This is a genomic window from Variovorax sp. J2P1-31 (assembly GCF_030317215.1).
Classification (GTDB): domain Bacteria; phylum Pseudomonadota; class Gammaproteobacteria; order Burkholderiales; family Burkholderiaceae_C; genus Variovorax.
Genome location: NZ_JASZYA010000003.1, coordinates 999601 through 1018084 on the forward strand (window position 1 = coordinate 999601; position 18484 = coordinate 1018084).

Sequence of the window (18484 nt, forward strand, 5' to 3'; positions counted from 1 at the left end):
TCCCCCTCAGGCGCTGACGACGCGGCTGTCGGCCGGCACCAGCACCTGCACCGCGTCGCCGGCCTGGAAGTCGGCCACCATGTTGCCCGCGTGCAGCTCGACCCGGATCTCCGAGTCGTCGTGCAGCCGGATGCGGTAGGCGGTCTTGAAGCCCAGGTACTGGCGCCGCAGCACCACGCCCGCGATCGCGTTGGGCACATGGGGCGCGGGCGCCATCAGCGACAGCGCCTCGGGGCGCGCGATCAGCGTGCCTTGCGCGCCCAGCGTGGGGCTGCCCTGGACGCCGTCGAGCTGCTGGCCGCACAGCCGGTAGCGCACATGCGCCGGCGCATCGCCCGCGGGCGCCTCGCCGCCGCGCTCGGCCGGCACGGGGATCACGTTGGCCGAGCCGATGAAGTCCGCCACGTAGGCATTGACCGGCGTGCCGTAGAGCTCCTCGGGCGTGCCCAGCTGCGCGATGCTGCCGCGGTCCATGATGGCGATGCGGTCCGACATCGCCAGCGCCTCTTCCTGGTCGTGGGTGACGAAGACGGTGGTGATGCCGGCCTCGCGCACCAGGTCGAGGATCACGTCGCGCATCTGCAGCCGCATCTTGGCGTCGAGGTTCGACAGCGGCTCGTCCATCAGCAGCACGCGCGGGCGGATCACCAGCGCGCGCGCCAGCGCGACGCGCTGCCGCTGGCCGCCGCTCATCTGCGCCGGGTAGCGGTCGGCCAGCGCCAGCAGGCTCACCTTGTCCAGCGCCTCGTTGACGCGGCGCGTGATCTCGGCCTTGGGCACCTTGCGCGCGCGCAGCCCGTAGGCCAGGTTGTCGAAGGCGGTCTTGTCGGGGAACAGCGCGTAGTCCTGGAACACCATGCCGATGTCGCGATGGTGGGTCGACACGCGGGTCACGTCGTCCTGGTCGAACAGGATGCGGCCGCCGTCGGGTTCGTTGAAGCCCGCGATGCAGCGCAGCAAGGTGGTCTTGCCGCAGCCGCTCGGGCCCAGCAGGGTGTAGAAGGCGCCATCCGGCACATGCAGCGACAGCTTCTGCAGCACCGTCTGATGGGCGAACTGCTTCACGACGTTGTCGATGGTGATGGAAGCCATGTCTCTGGATCAGAGTGAAAGAAGGCGCGATGCTAGGGGCGCCCTTGCCCCGCCACCAGCCGTATTTTTTGGGGCCGGCGGTTAGTTTTTCTGCAGGCTTCCCGGTCTACGATGCGCGCCGAGCCCCCCGCCGAAGGCGGCAAGCAACCCAGAACACAAGAAAGCGCATCGCACGCATGAGGAAGAGCAGCCCGTCCGCCAAGGCACGCCGGTGGTGACCCGACGCCTGCCGCCGTTGAAGGCGCTGCGCGCCTTCGAGGCGGCGGCGCGCCATGCCAACTTCACCACGGCCGCCGACGAACTCAGCATCACCCACAGCGCCGTCAGCCAGCAGATCCGCCTGCTGGAGGACTACCTGGGTCAGCCGCTGTTCGCGCGCGAAGCCCGCGGCGCGAGCCTGCTGCCGCATGCGCGCGACTATTTCACCGAGGTGCAGGCCAGCCTGGACCGCATCGCCAGCGCCACCGCCGCGCTGAAGTCGCCCCACCAGCGCAGCACGCTGCGCGTGTGCACCACGCCCTCGCTGGCGATGAAGTGGCTGATCCCGCGCCTGGCCGGTTTCCAGGCGCTGGCGCCGCAGGCCGACGTGCAGCTGTCGACGCTGGGCCGCCAGTTCTTCGACCAGGCCGAGTCCGGCAGCGACGTGCTGGTGCGCCGCATGCCCATGCAGCGCCCCGAGCACAGCTGCGTGCGCTGCCTCGACGACCACCTGGTGCCCGTGGCCTCGCCGCGCTTCATCGAGCGCCACCGCATCGCGGGCGTGGCCGACTGCCTGGGTCATCCGCTGCTGCAGGCGGCCGGCAGCCAGGAGAGCTGGCCGCGCTGGTTCGAGCTGGCCGGCGTGCGCGTGCCGGCCCAGTTGCCGGGCCCGGTGTTCGATCACCACTTCCTCTGCATGCAGGCGGCCATGAACGACCTGGGCCTGGCGCTCGCGCCCTGGTGCCTGCTGCAGGAAGACATCCAGGCCGACCGGCTGCGCCTGGTGTTCCCCGAACCGCGCCTGCCGGCCTCCGGCGTCTATGCGCTGTACCGCAGCGAGGGGCCGACGGCCACACTGGCGCGGCAGTTCGTCGACTGGCTGAGCACGCAACACTGGACCGCGCCATGAAGCTCCGCATCCCCCTCCCCGCCCCGCTGCGCCTGTCGGACTTCCGGCTGATCGCCTTCGACATGGACTCGACGCTGATCGACCTCGAGACGGTCGACGCGCTGGCCGAGATCGCGGGCTGCGGCGCCGAGGTCGCGGCCCTCACCGAGGCCGCGATGCGCGGCGAGATCGCCGACTACAAGACGAGCCTGCGCGAGCGCGTGGCCCTGCTGCGCGGCCTGCCGCTGTCGGCCCTGCAGACCGTGTACGACCGCCTGCGCCTGAACCCCGGCGCCGAGAACCTGATCGCCACCTGCCAGCGCGCCGGCCTGCGGGTGATCCTGCTGAGCGGCGGCTTCACCTTCTTCACCGACCGCCTGCGCGAGCGCCTGCAGCTCGACGACACCCGCTCCAACGTGCTCGAGATCGAGGACGGAAAACTCACCGGCCGCATGCTGGCCCAGCCCTGGGGCGAGGTCTGCGACGGCGAGGCCAAGAAGGACAAGCTGCTCGAATGCTGCCGCGCGCTGGGCATCACGCCGGCCCGGGCCATCGCGGTGGGCGACGGCGCCAACGACCTGCCGATGCTGGGCGCGGCCGGGCTGTCGGTGGCCTACCACGGCAAGCCCGCGGTGCGCGCCCAGGCCATGGTGCGCATCGACGAAGGCGGGCTGGACCGGCTGCTCGATCTGTTCGAAGACGTGGGCTGAGTCAGGCCTTCAGATATTCGGCCTTGGTGCCCAGCCAGCGGTCGATGTGGCGCTGCGCCAGTTCGGGGTGCTTCTCGAGCATCACCGGTGCGAGCTCGCGCGCCCAGTCGAGCAGCAGCACATCGGTCGTGAGGTCGGCGAAGCGCAGCAGCGGCGCGCCCGACTGCCGTGCGCCGAGGAATTCGCCGGGCCCGCGGATCTCGAGGTCGCGCCGCGCGATCTCGAAGCCGTCGCTGGTTTCGGCCATGGCCTTGAGCCGTGCGCGCGCCGTCTCGCCCACGCGGCCGCTGTCGCCTGGCGCGTAGAGCAGCACGCAGGCCGAGGCCGCGGCGCCGCGCCCCACGCGGCCGCGCAGCTGGTGCAGCTGCGACAGGCCGAAGCGCTCGGCATGCTCGATCACCATCAGCGAAGCGTTGGGCACGTCGACCCCTACCTCGATCACCGTGGTGCTGACCAGCACCTGGATTTCGTTGGCCGTGAAGGCCGCCATCACCGCCGCCTTCTCGGCCGTGGGCATGCGCGAATGCAGCAGGCCGACATGGACCGCATCGCCCAGCGTGCCGGCCAGCTCGTCGCGGGTTTCGGTGGCGTTGCGCAGGTCGACCGCCTCGCTCTCCTCGATCAGCGGGCAGACCCAGTAGACCTGCCGGCCCTGCGCGATCTGCGACTGGATGCGGTCGATGACCTCGTCGCGCCGGTGCTCGGCCACCAGCTTGGTCACGATGGGCGTGCGGCCCGGCGGCAGCTCGTCGAGCGTGGAGACGTCGAGGTCGGCGTAATAGCTCATCGCCAGGGTGCGCGGGATGGGCGTCGCGCTCATCATCAGCAGGTGGGGCTCGAGGTCACCGCCGGCCTTGCCTCTCAGCGCAAGCCGCTGCGCGACGCCGAATCGGTGCTGCTCGTCGATCAGCGCCAGCGCGAGCTTCTTGAAGCGCACCTTCTCCGAGATCACGGCATGGGTGCCGATGACCAGCGCGGCCTCGCCGCTCTCGACCGCGGCCGACATCTGGTCGCGCTCCTTCTTCTTCTGGCTGCCGGTGAGCCAGGCCACCCGCAGGCCGCGCGCGGCCAGCAGCGGGTCGAGCCAGCCCACCAGCTTGCCGAAGTGCTGGGCCGCGAGGATCTCGGTCGGCGCCATCAGCGCGCACTGGAAGCCCGCGTCGATGGCGCGCGCCGCCGCGAGCGCGGCCACCACGGTCTTGCCCGAGCCCACGTCGCCCTGTAGCAGCCGGTGCATCGGGATCTCGCGGCCGAGGTCGTGCGTGATTTCTTCGCCCACGCGCCGCTGCGCACCGGTCAGGCCGAAGGGAAGCACCGCGAGCAGCTGCGCATGCAGCGAGCTGGCCAGCGGCTCGGCCGACGAAGGCAGCCTCGGCGCGCGCTGGGCTGCGCGCTCCAATCGGGCCTGCAGCTGCGAGAGCTGCTGCGCGAGCAGCTCCTCGGCCTTGATGCGCTGCCAGGCCGGGTGGCTGTGGTCTTCGAGCGCGGCCATCGACACGTCGGGCGTCGGGTAGTGCAGGAAGCTCAGCGAGGCGCGCAGGTCCCAGGCGCCGCGCAGGCCGATCTGCACCGGGATGGTCTCGTCGAGCACCGCGCGCGCCAGGCCCGAGCGCACCTCGCGCCGCAGCACCGGCTGCGCGAGGCCGGCCACGGTCGGGTAGATGGGCGTGAGCGCGCTGGGCAGTGCGGTGCCCGCGGCCTTGATCGTGGGATGCAGCATCTGCCGCCCGATGAAGCCGCCGCGCATCTCGCCGCGCACGCGCACCCTGGCGCCGACCGCGAGCTGCTTCTGCTGCGAGGGATAGAAGTTGAAGAAGCGCAGCTGGCAGGTGTCGCTGCCGTCGTCGACCGTCACCACCAGCTGGCGGCGCGGGCGGTAGCTCACCTCGCTCTCGGTCACCACGGCCTCGAACTGGCCCAGGTCGCCCTCGCGCAGGTCGGCGATGCGCACGATGCGCGTCTCGTCCTCGTAGCGCATCGGCAGGTAGAGCGCGAAGTCGATGTCGCGCACCAGGCCCAGCTTGCGCAAGGCACGCTGCACCAGGCTCAGGCCGGTACCGGGCGGACCTGCGGGCGCGGGCGCAGGCGCGCTTGCGGCGGTGGCGGGGGATGGAACTTTCTTGGCGGGCACGGAGGGGCTTCTAGCGCGGGCGGCAAAGGTCCGTCAAGGCACTGCGCGCATCGGGAAAGGTGAAGCGGAAGCCGGTCTGCAGCAGGCGCGCGGGCACCACGCGCTGGCCCTCGAGCAGCAGGTCGGCCTGCTCGCCCAGAAGCAGCCTGACCGGCGCGGCGGGCGTCGGCATCCAGCAGGGACGGTGCATCACGCTGGCCGCCGTGCGGGTGAACTCTTCCTGCGTGATCGCGCCGGGCGCGGTGACGTTGAAGGCCTGCGCGGCCGCACCGTCGGCGGCCTCCTGTTGTTCGGTCAGCGTCCACACATGGGCCATGGCGCGGATCAGGTCGTGCACATGCACCCACGACAGCCACTGCCGTCCGCTGCCCAGGCGCCCGCCCATGCCGAGCGCCACCGGCAGCAGCAATTGCGGCAGCGAGCCCTGGTGGCCCAGCACGAAGCCGAAGCGCATGCAGGCCACGTGCACACCATGCGCCACGGCACCCCGCGCCGCCTGCTCCCAGCCCTGGCACAGCGTCGACATGAAGACGGCCTGCGGCGGTGCCTCTTCGGCCAGTTCGGTGGCGTCGCCCTGCGGCTGCACGCCGTAGTAGCCGATGGCCGAGCCCGACAGCAGCAACCAGGGCTTGCGCGGGCGCGTGGCGATCCACGCGACCAGCGTGTTCGTCAGGCCGGCGCGGCTTTGTATCAGCTGGCGCTGGCGCCGCTCGCTCCAGCGCGGGCCGAGGATGCGCGCGCCGGCCAGGTTGATGACCACGTCGACATCGTCCGTCGCCGGGATCTGCTCGAGCGCCTGCACGCAGCGCACCGCGCCGCCGAAGCCCCAGGCGGCCGCGCGCGCATCGCGCGTCCAGACCGTCACCGCATGGCCGTCGGCCAGCAGGTGGCGCACCAGGATCTGGCCGATGAAGCCGGTGCCGCCGGTCACCAGCACGCGCTGCGCTTGGGTGCCGAAGCGCACCGGTGCGTCGACCGCGCGCTGTTCCTCCTGCGCGGTGCGGCGGAACAGCGCGCGTGCCGCCAACCCGTCGCGCAGCCCCGAGAGACCGACACCCACGCCGCACAGCGCAAGGAAGGCGCCGAGCCAGCCTTGCGGCTGCCACACCAAGGCCGTGGGTTGTGCCGCCCAGTCCGCCGCGTTCATAGCCAGCAGCGCGATGAACGCGCCGGCATTGATGGCCAGCACCGTGTGCGTGACGCGCTCGGTGGGTGGCAGCAGGCGGCTGCCGTCTTCCACCACGAAGTCCCACAGCGTGAGCACGATCTCGACGCCGAACACCGCCAGCAGCACCCCGGCCCACGCGCCATGCCAGGCCCACGACGACAGCCCGATGAACATCGCGCAGTAGACAGTGGAGCGCAGCGCGTGGATGGACAGCTCGCGCCGCGCGCTGTTGCGCTGCGCCAGCGCTTCTGTGCCTTCGTGGTGATAGAGCGTGTCGAACGCGCCCATCACACCCTGGGCGGCCATGAGCTGCAGCGCCAGCAGGTGGGTGTCAAGGGTCATGCGGCCACCGCCTGCGGCGCGGCCACTTCCTCGAACACGCCGACCTGGGTGAAGGTGGTCCCCATCAGCCAGTGCCGGATCTCGATGCGGATGTTGAAGCGCTCCGGCGTCTCGTTGTGGTGCCAGAGGAAGGTCTTGCCGGGCGTGAGCAGGCCGGGCAGCGGGATGCGCCAGCCGAACACGTCCCAGAAGTAGCCGTCGCTCTGGAAATGCAGGCTGCCGTTGTCCTCCACGCTCAGCACCAGCTTCATGCCCAAGCCCATGCCCACGTACTCCAGCACCTCGCCGCGCGCGCTCTCGCGCATGAAGCTGGTGAACTGGATCGGCTTGCGGCCATGCAGCCGGTAGATGCGCTGCTTGTAGATGGCCGGGTCGTTCGGCCTGGCGTAGACTTGGATCTCGACCGGAAAGTCGGCGTCGCTGTAGGGAATCAGCGCGCCCTGGATCAGCGGCTGCGTCAGGTGGCCAAGCAGCCTGCCGAAACGCGAGCAGCGCAGTTCGCTGAGTGCGCCCCGGTAATGCAGCGCCTGGCCCGGCGACGGGTTCTTGTCGAAGCGCCGCCGGATGTCGGGATGCAGGCCCTGCCATCTGCGCCCGAGGATCTTCTTGAAGAGTTCACCTTCGGAGGGGCCGGGCTGGTGTGAGAGACGCGCGGCAAGGGAATCAGGCATGCGTCGATTCTGCCTCGGCCACCGGGCGCCATGCCCCCGTTTCGATGCCCTGTTTCCTGGCATGGGACAATTCCAGCCGCCTTCCCCTTTCCTCTCCCCATGCCTCCTTGGCACGGGCCCGTCCGGCCCTCAAGCACCATGCGCGCCTTCACGCTCTCCGATTTCGATTTCGACCTGCCGCCCGACCTGGTGGCACAACACCCGGCCACCGAACGCACCTCGTCCCGCCTGCTCGACGGCACGGGCGCGGCACCGGTCGACCGCATCTTCCGCGACCTGCCCGGCCTGCTGCGCAGCGGCGACCTGCTGGTCTTCAACGACACCCGCGTGGTCAAGGCCCGGCTGTTCGGCGAGAAGCCGACCGGCGGCAAGCTCGAGCTGCTGGTCGAGCGTGTGCTGACCGGCCAGGAAGTCGTGGCCCACATGAAGGTCAGCAAGAAGCCGCCCGTGGGCACCGTGCTGCAGATGGTCGGCGGCTTCACCGCCACCCTGCTCGGCCGCTGGCCCGAGGACGACGGCGCGCTGTTCCGCTTCGCCTTCGAGAGCGCGGCCGGCGAAGACCCCTATGCGCTGATGGCGCGCTGCGGCCACGTGCCGCTGCCGCCCTACATCGAACACAGCGATTCGGCCGAGGACGAGAGCCGCTACCAGACCGTGTTCGCGCGCGTGCCCGGCGCGGTGGCCGCGCCGACCGCCGCGCTGCACTTCGACGAAGGCCTGCTGGCCCAGCTCGAAGCGCGCGGCGTGCAGCGCGCCAACGTGACGCTGCATGTGGGCGCCGGCACCTTCCAGCCCGTGAAGACCGAGAACATCGCCGAGCACACCATGCATGCCGAGCGCTACGACGTGCCCGAAGCCACGCAACGCGCGATCGCCGAATGCAAGGCCCGCGGCGGCCGTGTGGTCGCGGTCGGCACCACCACCGTGCGCACGCTCGAATCGTGGGCCAAAAGCGGCGAAGCCTCGGGCGACACCCGCATCTTCATCACGCCGGGCTTCGCCTTCGCGCACGTCGACCTGCTGCTGACCAACTTCCACCTGCCCAAGAGCACGCTGATGATGCTGGTGAGCGCGCTGGCCGGCTACGAGCGCGTGATGGCGCTCTATGCGCACGCGATCGAGCACCGCTACCGCTTCTTCAGCTATGGCGATGCCATGCTGCTGGCGCGTGCAAACACCCCAAAGTGACGATCGATATAATTCCGCTTACCAAGCAGGGATCGATATGCCAACCGTCACAGTTTCATCCAAATTCCAGGTGGTCATTCCGCAAGCCATCCGCGAGCAGATGGCCATCGAACCGGGCGCGCGATTCAGCGTCGTGCGCCATGGCAAGGCCATCGAGTTGATCCCCGTCCCGACGTTGGAGGAGCTGCAAGCCGAGTTGCGCGGCATTCCGACGGACATCGTCGACGATCCCGAACGCTTCTGATGGCGCGCACTTCCGTCAAGGCGCCGGTCGGGCCTCTGGTTCTGGATTCGTCTTGCTGGCTCGAAGTCTTCGGCGCCACGGATCGCGCAAAGCTCTATCAAGCCGCAGCAGCCGACCCCAGCCTGCTGATCGTTCCGGTCGTGACCCTGTACGAGGTCTACAAAACCCTGCGTCGCATTCGCGATGCATCCATCGCATCGCGCGCTGCAGCCTACATGCAGCAGGGCGACGTGGTGGCGCTTGACGCCGCCCTGTGTCTGGGGGCTGCAGACAACGGCCTGCCTTTTGCCGACAGCCTGATCTATGCCACTGCGCAGATGCGCAGCGCCACGCTCTGGACCCAGGACGCGCACTTCGACGGACTGCCCGGCGTCAAATACTTTTCCAAATCCTGATGCTGAACTTCGAACTTCTCCAGACCGACCCCGACAGCCACGCACGCCGCGGCACGCTCACGCTCAACCACGGCAAGGTGCAGACGCCGATCTTCATGCCCGTGGGCACCTACGGCACCGTGAAGGGCGTGATGCCGCGCAGCCTCGAGGAGATGGGCGCGCAGATCATCCTGGGCAACACCTTCCACCTCTGGATGCGGCCCGGCCTCGACGTGATGGCCAGCTTCGGCGGGCTGCACGGCTTCGAGAAATGGGACAAGCCCATCCTCACCGACTCGGGCGGCTTCCAGGTCTGGTCGCTGGGCGCGATGCGCAAGATCAGCGAGGAAGGCGTGAAGTTCGCCTCGCCGGTCAACGGCGACAAGCTGTTCCTCACGCCCGAGGTCTCGATGCAGATCCAGACCATCCTCAACAGCGACATCGTCATGCAGTTCGACGAGTGCACGCCCTACGACACCAACGGCCACATCACGACCGAGGCCGAGGCCCGCACCTCGATGGAGCTGAGCCTGCGCTGGGCCAAGCGCTGCCAGGCCGAGTTCGAGAAGCTGGAGAACCCGAACGCGCTGTTCGGCATCGTGCAGGGCGGCATGTTCGAGAACCTGCGCGAGGAGTCGCTGGCCGCGCTGGTCGAGATGGATTTCCCAGGCTATGCCATCGGCGGCGTGAGCGTGGGCGAGCCCAAGGCCGAAATGCTGCACATCATGGGCCACACGCCGCACCGGCTGCCGGCCCACAAGCCGCGCTACCTGATGGGCGTGGGCACGCCCGAGGACCTGGTGCAGGGCGTGGCCGACGGCGTCGACATGTTCGACTGCGTGATGCCCACGCGCAATGCGCGCAACGGCACGATGTTCACCCGCTTCGGCGACCTCAAGATGCGCAACGCGCGCCACAAGAGCGACCCGCAGCCGGTCGACCCGAGTTGCACCTGCCACGCCTGCGCGGGCACCTCGGGCGTGTCGTGGAACGACGGCGGCCGCGAAGGTTTCAGCCGCGCCTACCTGCACCACCTCGACCGCTGCGGCGAAATGCTCGGCCCGATGCTGTGCACCATCCACAACCTGCACTACTACCTGAACCTGATGCGCGAGATCCGCGAAGCGCTCGACGCCGGGCGCTTCACCGAATTCCGCGCGCGGTTCAAGGCCGAGCGGGCGCGCGGCGTCTGAGCCGCTGCACGGCAGGCCTCAGCGGCTGTCGCGCTTGCCCTGCGCGCGCCGGGTCTGCGAGCCGGCATGTGCATGCAGCGCGATGCCGGCCGCGCTTTCCTTCAGGGGATTGCGGCGTGCGGCCCGCGCGGGGATGTCGAGCGGCGCGGTCTGCTGCGGCGCACCGGCGGCGGCCGCGCCCAGCGGCGATTGCGCTGCGGGCGCCTTGGCCGAACGCGTGTCCGACGACCCATGGCCCACGGCCGCCTGCTTGAGCTTCAGCGCCTTCTTGACCGCGGTCTTGAGGCGCACGGGCTTGGCCTTCTTGGCGACGACCTTCTTCGCGACCGCCTTCTTGGCCGGGGCCTTGGGCGCCGTCACGGCCGTCGATCGCGCAGTCTTCTTCGCCGGCGCGGCCTTGCCGGCCTCACGTTCGGCACGCCCTTCGAGCAGCGTCAGCCGATCCTCGAAACGCCCGAGCACCTCGGCGAAGACCTCGGCCTTGCGGCCGGTGCGCTCGTTGTCGCCCCCGACGGCCGAGCGCTTGCTCGCGGGCGTGCCGCGCGTGGCCACGGTCTGGCGTCGGTAGAGGTCCCGGTACTTGTCGCGCAGTGCACGTGCGCGTGTCACCTTCCCGCGCAGGCGCGCCAGGGTCAGGTCCTTGATCGGGGCGGCGCGGCTCTGGTCGAACAGACTCAGCTCGGCTGCGGTGAGCAGGCCGCGGGCTTGGGTCAAGGTGTAGGCCATCGATCGATCTCCTTCTGTCTGATTGCGTGCGATGCCGGGCGACACCGTGGCTTCACCTTAGACGCCATCGCGCGCCAGCGATGTCGGACCAGACCTTCCATTCCGGCGCGCATGAAAAAAGCCCGGCCATGCCGGGCTTCGCAGAGGACGCGGATGCGGCCGATCAGTCGCGCAGTTCGACCGGCACGGTGCCGCCGTTGGCGGCCAGCTTGGTCATGACCTGGCGATGCAGCCAGATGTTCATCTTGGCGCTGTCGCTGGTGTCCTGGCCGTAGCTCAGTTCGGCCGCCAGCTCCTTGCGCGCGGCCAGGCTGCTGTCGAGGCCGAGCAGCTTCATGAGGTCGACGATGGAGGTGCGCCAGTTGAGGCTGGCGGCGCCGGGCATCGCGTCGAGCACGGCGGCCACGTCGCCCAGCGGAATGGCCGGCGGCGGCGCCGCGACCGCGGGTGCGCCGGCAGCGGCCGGTGCGGGCGCGGGGGCCGGGGCCGGCGCGGCCTGGGCCGACGGGAAGATCTTGGAGAGGATGCTGCCGAAGATGCTCATGGGATTCCTTGGGAGTTGAACGGACCACTGAAAGTGGGCGCGCGAGGCGCCGCTCCCGCTTCTATCACGCGGGCGCGGCCCCGGCCAACGGTTCCCCTTGCGATCGCGCGGTGGGATGTGCGGAAGTCCCGCAGGCATGGCAGAACTTCGAGAACGCGCTCTTGCGCGCATCGCAGGTGCCGCAGTGGTCGAACAGGCCGATGCCGCAGTGCGGGCAGAAGTCGATCTCGGCGTTCTTCAGGTCGACCGGCCGCTCGCAGCCCGGGCACACGCTCTTGGCCAGCCGGGTCAGCGCGGTGTCGTAGCTGAGTTCCTCGCGGCGCACGATGTCGGGCTGGGCCTCGGCCAGCTTCTGGCGCGCGAGGTAGCGGTTGAGCCCGACGATCGCGTAGCGCCCCACCAGCACGGTGATCACGATGCCCACGATGTAGCGCACATAGCCGCCGTAGCTGGGCAGGTAGGGCACGAGCTCGACGAAGAAGGCGAACAGCGCGAAGAAGATGAAACCCCAGACGAAGGGCCAGTAGGTGCTCTTGCGCTTCTTCACGAACAGCCAGCCCGCGATCAGCAGCAGCGGCAGCGTCAGCGCGAGCCGGTAGCCGAACACGCGCAGTTCGACGCGACGGTACTCGGCCAGCAGCCGCTGCTCGGCGTCGTACTCGAGCACTGCCAGCTTGCGCTGCGCGGCCTCCTGGGCCTGGCGCGCGTCGAGCGCCACCTGCTGCTGTGCCTCGACCTTCTGCTGCGCCGCGTCCTCCCGGGCCTTGAGCGCATCCAGCGCGCGGGTGCGGGCGATGAGCTCGGTGTCCTGGTCGGGCTGCGCGGTGGCGCGGCGCGTGGCGATCCAGTTGCCGAAGGTCTCGCGCGCGCTGCGGCTGCTCTGCGCGGCGGCGCTGCGCTGGAGTTCGGCCTGTTCGAGCGCGCTGGCCGCCTGCTGCTCGATGCGCTCGGCCTCGCGCACGCCGGCCCGCAGCGGATCGGCCGCGGCGCGGTCGATGAAGTCGTCGGTCTGCAGCGTGCGCTCGACCCGCGGCAGGTCGTTCACCAGCGTGCCGCCGAGCCCGATCAGGAAGCCGGCGAACACCAGCGCCACGACCCACAGGCCGCGACGGAACCACTTCTCCGAGAGACGCAGGGATTTGCTCATTCTTTTTCCTTCAGGCGATGTGAACAGGGCTCAGAGGGCCAGTGTGACCGGTGCCGCACCGAGCCCGCTGCGCTGCAGCCAGACGAACACCGAATCGGCCGTGATGGTCTCGATGCGGTCCGAGAAACGCTTGTCGTTGGGATGGTCGTCGAAAGCCACGTTGGCCTTGCTGACCCGCCCGCCCAGCCGCGTGAGCGGGCCCAGCGCCAGCACGCCCGGCTCGTAGCCCTTGAACTGCAGCCAGGCCTGGGCCTGCGCGCGCGTGCGGATGGTGCCGGGCTCCATCGCGGCGGCCAGCGTCTCCAGCGCCCACTGGTTGGACTGCTGGTACTTCTGTGCCCAGGCATAGCTCACGATGCTGTAGGCCGGGGTGTGCAGCCGCACCAGGCTGTCGCTCGGCGCTTCCAGCAGCGCCAACAGTTGCGCCTGCACGGCCGGCATGGGCACCGCCCAGGCGGCCCGGTAGCGCCACGGGTCGTCGAGGAAGAACTCGCCCAGGCCCTGGCGGTACACGCCGGCGACGGCGGTGCCGCACTGGTTGAGCTTGTGCGCCACGCGCCAGGGGCCGTCCTCGGTCTTGTAGGCCAGGCCCAGGTGCGACCACTGCAGGCCGTAGCGCGTGAGGTCCTGGCCGGCACGGGCCAGCAGCACGACGCGTGCGCCGCTCGCGTCCAGCGCCTGCGAGGTGCGCTCGGCCAGCTGCATGCCCTTGATCACGTTGTCCGGGCTCGGACGGGCCTGTTCGCAGGACCGTCCCGCATGCGCCTGCATGGGGAAGAGAAAGGCCCCGGCCAGGCACACCACCGATGCCAGCGCCAGGATGCGCAGCGCCGTCTTCAGGTTGCGCCGCCAGCGCGGCGCGCGGGCCTCCTCGTCAAGGCTGTAGAGATCGCTCATCCGCGAATTCACACCAGCCTCTCGTTGTGCAGCAGCGCGCGGCCGATGGCGTTGGGCACGAAGGCCAGCACCTCGCCAGCGGCCGAGAGCACCACACCCGAAGCGATCACGCTGACCGTCACCGCCGTGCCGACCACCATCGAAGCGCCCCCCACCGCGTGGCCCGCCACCCGGACGCTGGCGCGCGCACCGTCGGAAGCCCGCGCCAGCACGTAGGTGATGCCGTCGACCGAGGCCTCGACCGCGACCACCGTGAGCACCGAGCCGCCGACCGACAGCGCGGCCGGCAACGCGACCGATGCGCCGACCGCGCCGCCGGCGGCCGAGGCGGCGCCCACCACCGAGGCCACGGGCATCAGGGACAGTGCTGCCGAGGTTTCGCTCTGCGCATGCACCGACAGGGGAGCGAGCAGCGACACGACGATCGCGCCGGCGCTCATCCAGCTCAGGACCCGTTGTTTGTTCATGAGTGACTTTCGAAAACGAAGAGGAAGGAAAAGGAGCCCGAATGATGGCCGGGCACCGCCCATGGAGGGGCGAATCGATGCACCGGTTCCCCGCCAGGAGGCCGGGAGTACCGATATTCGATACTTTTCGTGAAATACCGCCGGCTCAGAGCGCCTGGAGATCGCTGCGCGTGAAGGGCCGCTCGATGCCCGCAAGCCGGACGGCCATGGTTTCGAGCAGGCCCTGTGTCGGCGCCGGCCGGCCCGGCGACAGGAACAGCAGGGGCAGCAGCAGCCCGCCCAGCCAGGCGACCCAGGGCAGCCGCGGCGGCGCGTGGCGGCGCGCCAGCCCCACGAAGCCGAGGCTGACCGCCATGCCCAGCAGCAGGCCCGCCGCCACCTCGGACACCGAGTGCGCATGCAGGGCCAGCCGCGACACGCCGATGGCCGCGCCCAGGCACCAGCCGGCGCCCAGCGCGAGCGCACGGGCGCGCGCCGAGCCGCGCGCGCAGGCCAGCCACAGCAGCGCCGACCACACGCTGGTGCCGATCGCCGTATGGCCGCTGAAGCCGGTGAAGTCCCAGCGCGCGCTGCCGATGCCCCAGCCCAGGAAGGCCAGCTTGCTCAGCAGGATCAATCCGCTGCCCGCGCCGAAGGCCAGGCACCAGGCGAACGCGGCGCGGCGCCCGTCGCGCGACAACAGCAGGCCCAGCGCGATCAGCAGCGACAGCGGCAGCATCAGCGCGCTGTCGCCCAGCCAGGTGAAGGCGTGCCAGGCGTCCGCGGGAACGGTGTCGAGCAGCCCCGCCATCAGGCCGAAAGCAGCCCGCTCACGCGCGACTGGAGCAGTTCGGGCGTCGCTTCCGCCGCCGCCACCACCGCGCCCACGTGCAGACCGACCCGGCTGAACAGACCGCGGCGGAAGGGCTGCACCATCGCCACGTTCTTGCCCTCGCGCACCTCGACGCGGCTGAAGAAGGAACCCCAGAGGTTGGTCAGCGCCATCGGGATCACCGGCGGCTCGACGCCTGCGGCGCGCGCGCCGGCGAGGATCTTCATGACGCCGCCCTTGAAGGGCTGCAGGGCGCCGTCGCTGGTGATCGCGCCCTCGGGGAAGATGGCCAGCAGGTCGCCTTCGCGCAGCACCTCGACGGCCTGCGCGAACGCGCGCTCGTAGGCCGCGGGGTCGTCCTTCTGCGACGCGATCGGGATCGCCTTGGCCAGCCGGAACAGCCAGCCCAGCACCGGCACGCGGAAGATCCGGTGGTCCATGATGAAACGGATCGGCCGCGGGCTGGCCGCCATCAGCAGCACCGCGTCGATGAAGCTCACGTGGTTGCACACCAGCACGGCCGGGCCCTCGGTCGGGATGTGCTCGTCGCCTTCGATCTTGAAGCGGTAGACGAAGCGCGACAGCACCCAGGCCACGAAGCGCAGCAGGTACTCGGGCACCAACAGGAAGATGTAGAAGGCCACCAGCGCGTTGGCGATGCCGGTGAACAGGAAGATCTGCGGGATGGTGAAGCCGGCCCCGAGCAAGGCACCGGCGATGACCGAGCTCGCGATCATGAACAGCGCATTGAGGATGTTGTTGGCCGCGATGATGCGCGCGCGGTGCGTGGGCTGGCTGCGCAGCTGGATCAGCGCATACATCGGCACGCTGTAGAGCCCGGCGAACAGCGACAGCAGGCCGAGGTCGGCCATCACGCGCCAGTGCGCCGACTGCGCGAGGAAGGCGCCCAGCCCCATCTCGGGCCCGGCCGGCAGGCCGCGCGAGGCGAAGTACAGGTCGATCGCGAAGACGCTCATGCCGATCGCGCCCAGCGGCACCAGGCCGATCTCGACCTGGCGCCGGCTCAGCGTCTCGCACAGCAGCGAGCCGATGCCGATGCCGACCGAGAACACCACCAGCAGCAGCGAGGCGACCTGCTCGTTGCCGTGCAGCACCTCCTTGGCGAAGCTGGGGAACTGGCTCAGGAAGACCGCGCCGAAGAACCACATCCACGAGATGCCCAGCAGCGAGCGGAACACCACGATGTTGCCGCGCGCGAGCTTGAGGTTGCGCCAGGTCTCGCTGATGGGGTTCCAGTTGACGACCAGCTGCGGGTCGGTGGCCGGCGCCCTCGGAATGGCCTGCGCGACGCCACGGCCGACCAGCGCCAGCAGCACGCAGGCCACGGCCACGCTCGTGTGGCCGATCTGGGGCAGCGCCACCAGCAGGCCGCCCGCCACCTGGCCCAGCAGGATGGCGACGAAGGTGCCCATCTCGACCATGCCGTTGCCGCCGGTGAGTTCGCGCGCCGCCAGCACCTGCGGCAGGTAGGCGAACTTGACCGGCCCGAACAGCGTGGAGTGCAGGCCCATGAGGAACACGCAGGCCAGCAGCACCACCGGATCGGCGCGGAAGAAGCCCCAGGCCGCGAGCACCATGATCGCGATCTCGAGGTTCTTCACGAAACGGATGATCGTGGTCTTGTCGTACTTGTCGGTGAGCTGGCCGGCCGTGGCCGAGAACAGCAGGAAGGGCAGGATGAACAGCGCCCCGATCACCAGGCCCGCCATGGCGGGCGGCATCCAGCTGACCTGCAGCTGGTAGGTCACCATCACGGTGAAGGCGAACTTGAACAGGTTGTCGTTGGCCGCGCCCGCGAACTGCGTCCAGAAGAAGGGCGCGAAACGCCGCTGCTTCAGCAGGGCGAACTGGTTGGCGTGGGCATCGGATGCCATGGCGGATGTTGTCATTCGAATGTCCCGTTGGGGCCCCTTAGGCCGGCGAGGCGGCTGCGCGTGGATTGTGCCGCAGGGGCCGGCGGCCGAAGGGCCCGCAGCATCTGCAATGCGGGCCAGCCTGCGCAGGCCGCGGCCAGATGCTTGAGGCTGTGGCCCGACACCAGCTGCCCGGTCGCCTGGTAGATCGCGTCATCGCCCAGCTCCAGCAGCTTGGCCACGCCGTAGCAGCAGATGACCGCGCCGAGCTTCAGGCCGAGCGCGCCCGGCACCGGCCGCAGCAGCGCCAGGCCGAGCACCAGCGCCATCCCGCCGAACTGCAGCACGGCCCAGGGCAGCACGTTGCCGCGCAGGTGGCAGGCCGCCAGCGCCAGCAGCCCTGCCACCAGCATGCCGCAGGCCACCGGCCAGGCGACCCGGCGGCCGATGCGCTCGCTGACCGCCAGCCCGACCATGCCGGCGAAGGCGACGGCCATGCCCAGGCGGTCGGCCGTCAGCCGCAGCGCATCGGGATGCAGGTGGTAGAAGGCCGAGCCGAACGCGGTCAAGACCAGGCCAACAAAGAAAAGCCTGGCACAGCGCCGCACCGCGGCCGTGCCGGCCGACGCCCCGTCGAGGCGGCGCAGCCGGAGCAGCCCCCAGACGCCCAGCACCGCGAACGGCAGGTTGCTCAGCACGTCCATCGCATGGGGCAGGCCCCGCCAACCGCGGCCGTCGGCAAAGCCGGTGCCGGCCATCGGATCGGGCAGCGCGGGGCCCAGGCAGGCGGCGAGCACGCCGAGCAGCAGGGCGGCCAGAAGTACGCGCTCGCGGGGGTCGAGCGTGGCCGGGAAACGGGGAGGCGTTCGGTTCATGGCGCGAATCTAGGCGCCCGCACCCGTGCATTGGCATCGAAAATCGATACGGTCCGCCGATCGCATCCGATCGGTATCGTCTTGCAATACCCTACTGCCCATGAGCACCACCGTCGATCTGGTTCAGGCCCTGAAGAACGAACTCAAGAACGCCCGCATGACCTATGCCGACCTGGCCCGGTCGCTGGGCATGGCGGAGTCCAGCGTCAAGCGCATGCTGGCCAAGTCCGACATGCCGCTGAGCCGGGTCGACGCGATCTGCCGCGCGCTCAAGATGGATTTCGCCGAGCTCGCGCGCCGCGTGGCCGACGCCCAGCCGCTGCTGCGCGAACTCACGCTCGAGCAGGAAAAGGCCGTGGTGCGCGACAAGAAGCTGATCCTGGTCGCGATCAGCGTGCTGAGCCAGTGGACGCTGGAGCAGATCGTCGGCGCCTACCGCCTGAGCGAGGCCGAGTGCATCGCCTGCTTCGCCCAGCTCGACCGCATCGGCATCATCGAGCTGCGGCCGCTCAACCGCTACCGGCTCAAGCTGGCCAAGACCTTCCGCTGGCGCCCGCACGGACCGGTGATGAACTTCTTCCGCGACAACGTGGTGCTCGACTATTACAGCGGCGGCTTCGACGGGCCGGCCGAGGGGCTGCTGCTGGTGCACGGCTCGATCAGCCGGGCGCTGGCGCCCTCCTTCCTCGAACGGCTGCAGCGCGTGGCGCAGGATTTCGCGCAGCAGCACCAGACCGACCAGAAGCTGTCGCCCGACGACCGGGAGGGCTATACGCTGCTGCTGGGCATGCGCAACTGGGAATTCGAGGCCTTCACCCGCCTGCGCCGGAACTGAAAAACGGGTCTGTGGCGCCGATGCCGCATATTCACCCGCATATCTTGATGAGTATCGATTACATATTTATTGAATTTGTCAAGACGGGTAAACTCCTATTTCTGCAGA

At 69.8% G+C, this 18484-nt stretch carries 19 protein-coding genes; 7 read left to right on the plus strand and 12 right to left on the minus strand.

The features are described from left to right. Positions 1–6: 6 nt before the first annotated feature. A complete protein-coding gene (locus QTI20_RS24535) occupies positions 7–1092 on the minus strand; it encodes an ABC transporter ATP-binding protein (RefSeq protein WP_183028298.1) in 1086 nt (361 codons plus the stop codon). Between the two features lie 211 nt (positions 1093–1303). On the opposite strand from QTI20_RS24535, the gene QTI20_RS24540 reads away from it, so the two are divergent. Then, positions 1304–2200, plus strand: a complete 897-nt coding sequence (locus tag QTI20_RS24540; RefSeq protein ID WP_286553623.1) for a LysR substrate-binding domain-containing protein — start codon at positions 1304–1306, stop codon at positions 2198–2200. Further along, positions 2197–2889, plus strand: a complete 693-nt coding sequence (serB, locus tag QTI20_RS24545; RefSeq protein WP_286553622.1) for a phosphoserine phosphatase SerB — start codon at positions 2197–2199, stop codon at positions 2887–2889. Before QTI20_RS24540 ends, serB begins: the two co-directional genes overlap by 4 nt. A 1-nt stretch (position 2890) precedes the next feature. Here the strand turns inward: serB and recG are convergent, their stop codons facing one another. From recG to QTI20_RS24560, 3 genes are read right to left on the minus strand one after another with little or no spacing between them, the layout of a single operon-like run. Beyond that, positions 2891–5020, minus strand: a complete 2130-nt coding sequence (gene recG / locus QTI20_RS24550) for an ATP-dependent DNA helicase RecG (RefSeq protein WP_286553620.1) — start codon at positions 5018–5020, stop codon at positions 2891–2893. 10 nt (positions 5021–5030) lie between these two features. Continuing rightward, complete coding sequence (locus QTI20_RS24555; RefSeq protein ID WP_286553619.1) at positions 5031–6530, minus strand: TIGR01777 family oxidoreductase; 1500 nt, start codon at positions 6528–6530, stop codon at positions 5031–5033. Beyond that, positions 6527–7201, minus strand: a complete 675-nt coding sequence (locus QTI20_RS24560) for a DUF4166 domain-containing protein (protein WP_286553617.1) — start codon at positions 7199–7201, stop codon at positions 6527–6529. Before QTI20_RS24560 ends, QTI20_RS24555 begins: the two co-directional genes overlap by 4 nt. Positions 7202–7339: 138 nt before the next feature. On the opposite strand from QTI20_RS24560, the gene queA reads away from it, so the two are divergent. Genes queA through tgt form a run of 4 tightly spaced genes read left to right on the plus strand, consistent with a single transcriptional unit; the run spans position 7340 to position 10200 of the window. Next, positions 7340–8389, plus strand: coding sequence for a tRNA preQ1(34) S-adenosylmethionine ribosyltransferase-isomerase QueA (queA, locus tag QTI20_RS24565; RefSeq protein ID WP_286553615.1), 1050 nt, complete (start codon positions 7340–7342; stop codon positions 8387–8389). Positions 8390–8426: 37 nt separating this feature from the next. Then, a complete protein-coding gene (locus QTI20_RS24570; protein WP_286553614.1) occupies positions 8427–8633 on the plus strand; it encodes an AbrB/MazE/SpoVT family DNA-binding domain-containing protein in 207 nt (68 codons plus the stop codon). Beyond that, positions 8633–9028 carry a type II toxin-antitoxin system VapC family toxin gene (locus QTI20_RS24575; RefSeq protein ID WP_286553613.1) on the plus strand — a complete coding sequence of 132 codons (396 nt, stop codon included), beginning with the start codon at positions 8633–8635 and terminating at the stop codon, positions 9026–9028. Before QTI20_RS24570 ends, QTI20_RS24575 begins: the two co-directional genes overlap by 1 nt. Continuing rightward, positions 9028–10200, plus strand: coding sequence for a tRNA guanosine(34) transglycosylase Tgt (gene tgt, locus QTI20_RS24580; protein ID WP_286553612.1), 1173 nt, complete (start codon positions 9028–9030; stop codon positions 10198–10200). The genes QTI20_RS24575 and tgt overlap by 1 nt, the downstream gene beginning before the upstream one ends. Positions 10201–10218: 18 nt before the next feature. Here tgt and QTI20_RS24585 read toward each other — a convergent pair whose 3' ends face one another. The 8 genes from QTI20_RS24585 to QTI20_RS24620 all read right to left on the minus strand — a co-directional run bounded on the left by QTI20_RS24585 (position 10219) and on the right by QTI20_RS24620 (position 17541). Beyond that, positions 10219–10926: a hypothetical protein gene (locus tag QTI20_RS24585; protein ID WP_286553611.1), complete on the minus strand. Its 708-nt coding sequence runs from the start codon at positions 10924–10926 to the stop codon at positions 10219–10221. A 163-nt stretch (positions 10927–11089) separates the two neighbouring features. Then, a complete protein-coding gene (locus QTI20_RS24590; RefSeq protein ID WP_286553609.1) occupies positions 11090–11470 on the minus strand; it encodes a DUF3597 domain-containing protein in 381 nt (126 codons plus the stop codon). A gap of 64 nt (positions 11471–11534) precedes the next feature. After that, a complete protein-coding gene (locus tag QTI20_RS24595) occupies positions 11535–12617 on the minus strand; it encodes a serine endopeptidase (protein WP_286553607.1) in 1083 nt (360 codons plus the stop codon). 30 nt (positions 12618–12647) lie between these two features. Beyond that, entirely contained in the window at positions 12648–13388 is a 741-nt protein-coding gene (locus QTI20_RS24600; protein WP_286554802.1) for a DUF2145 domain-containing protein, read from the minus strand. Positions 13389–13522: 134 nt separating this feature from the next. Next, positions 13523–13981 carry a hypothetical protein gene (locus tag QTI20_RS24605; protein ID WP_286553605.1) on the minus strand — a complete coding sequence of 153 codons (459 nt, stop codon included), beginning with the start codon at positions 13979–13981 and terminating at the stop codon, positions 13523–13525. A 145-nt stretch (positions 13982–14126) separates the two neighbouring features. Then, the gene (locus tag QTI20_RS24610) at positions 14127–14771 is read right to left on the minus strand and encodes a phosphatase PAP2 family protein (RefSeq protein ID WP_286553604.1); all 645 of its coding nucleotides are present in this window, start codon (positions 14769–14771) and stop codon (positions 14127–14129) included. Continuing rightward, on the minus strand, positions 14771–16702 hold the full coding sequence (locus QTI20_RS24615) for an MFS transporter (RefSeq protein ID WP_286574286.1): 1932 nt from the start codon (positions 16700–16702) through the stop codon (positions 14771–14773). The genes QTI20_RS24610 and QTI20_RS24615 overlap by 1 nt, the downstream gene beginning before the upstream one ends. Then, positions 16699–17541: a hypothetical protein gene (locus QTI20_RS24620; RefSeq protein WP_286553600.1), complete on the minus strand. Its 843-nt coding sequence runs from the start codon at positions 17539–17541 to the stop codon at positions 16699–16701. The genes QTI20_RS24615 and QTI20_RS24620 overlap by 4 nt, the downstream gene beginning before the upstream one ends. A 100-nt stretch (positions 17542–17641) precedes the next feature. Here QTI20_RS24620 and QTI20_RS24625 point away from each other — a divergent pair, with 100 nt between their 5' ends. Beyond that, positions 17642–18376, plus strand: a complete 735-nt coding sequence (locus tag QTI20_RS24625; RefSeq protein WP_286553598.1) for a helix-turn-helix domain-containing protein — start codon at positions 17642–17644, stop codon at positions 18374–18376. The last annotated feature ends 108 nt before the right edge of the window (positions 18377–18484 follow it).

What these genes read in the sequence shown, in the direction of transcription:
- QTI20_RS24535 (WP_183028298.1), bottom strand. Translation starts at nt 1,092, where the DNA reads ATGGCTTCCATCACCATCGACAACGTCGTGAAGCAGTTCGCCCATCAG.
- serB (WP_286553622.1), top strand. Translation starts at nt 2,197, where the DNA reads ATGAAGCTCCGCATCCCCCTCCCCGCCCCGCTGCGCCTGTCGGACTTC.
- QTI20_RS24555 (WP_286553619.1), bottom strand. Translation starts at nt 6,530, where the DNA reads ATGACCCTTGACACCCACCTGCTGGCGCTGCAGCTCATGGCCGCCCAG.
- QTI20_RS24560 (WP_286553617.1), bottom strand. Translation starts at nt 7,201, where the DNA reads ATGCCTGATTCCCTTGCCGCGCGTCTCTCACACCAGCCCGGCCCCTCC.
- queA (WP_286553615.1), top strand. Translation starts at nt 7,340, where the DNA reads ATGCGCGCCTTCACGCTCTCCGATTTCGATTTCGACCTGCCGCCCGAC.
- QTI20_RS24570 (WP_286553614.1), top strand. Translation starts at nt 8,427, where the DNA reads ATGCCAACCGTCACAGTTTCATCCAAATTCCAGGTGGTCATTCCGCAA.
- QTI20_RS24575 (WP_286553613.1), top strand. Translation starts at nt 8,633, where the DNA reads ATGGCGCGCACTTCCGTCAAGGCGCCGGTCGGGCCTCTGGTTCTGGAT.
- tgt (WP_286553612.1), top strand. Translation starts at nt 9,028, where the DNA reads ATGCTGAACTTCGAACTTCTCCAGACCGACCCCGACAGCCACGCACGC.
- QTI20_RS24585 (WP_286553611.1), bottom strand. Translation starts at nt 10,926, where the DNA reads ATGGCCTACACCTTGACCCAAGCCCGCGGCCTGCTCACCGCAGCCGAG.
- QTI20_RS24590 (WP_286553609.1), bottom strand. Translation starts at nt 11,470, where the DNA reads ATGAGCATCTTCGGCAGCATCCTCTCCAAGATCTTCCCGTCGGCCCAG.
- QTI20_RS24595 (WP_286553607.1), bottom strand. Translation starts at nt 12,617, where the DNA reads ATGAGCAAATCCCTGCGTCTCTCGGAGAAGTGGTTCCGTCGCGGCCTG.
- QTI20_RS24600 (WP_286554802.1), bottom strand. Translation starts at nt 13,388, where the DNA reads ATGCAGGCGCATGCGGGACGGTCCTGCGAACAGGCCCGTCCGAGCCCG.
- QTI20_RS24605 (WP_286553605.1), bottom strand. Translation starts at nt 13,981, where the DNA reads ATGAACAAACAACGGGTCCTGAGCTGGATGAGCGCCGGCGCGATCGTC.
- QTI20_RS24610 (WP_286553604.1), bottom strand. Translation starts at nt 14,771, where the DNA reads ATGGCGGGGCTGCTCGACACCGTTCCCGCGGACGCCTGGCACGCCTTC.
- QTI20_RS24615 (WP_286574286.1), bottom strand. Translation starts at nt 16,702, where the DNA reads ATGACAACATCCGCCATGGCATCCGATGCCCACGCCAACCAGTTCGCC.
- QTI20_RS24620 (WP_286553600.1), bottom strand. Translation starts at nt 17,541, where the DNA reads ATGAACCGAACGCCTCCCCGTTTCCCGGCCACGCTCGACCCCCGCGAG.
- QTI20_RS24625 (WP_286553598.1), top strand. Translation starts at nt 17,642, where the DNA reads ATGAGCACCACCGTCGATCTGGTTCAGGCCCTGAAGAACGAACTCAAG.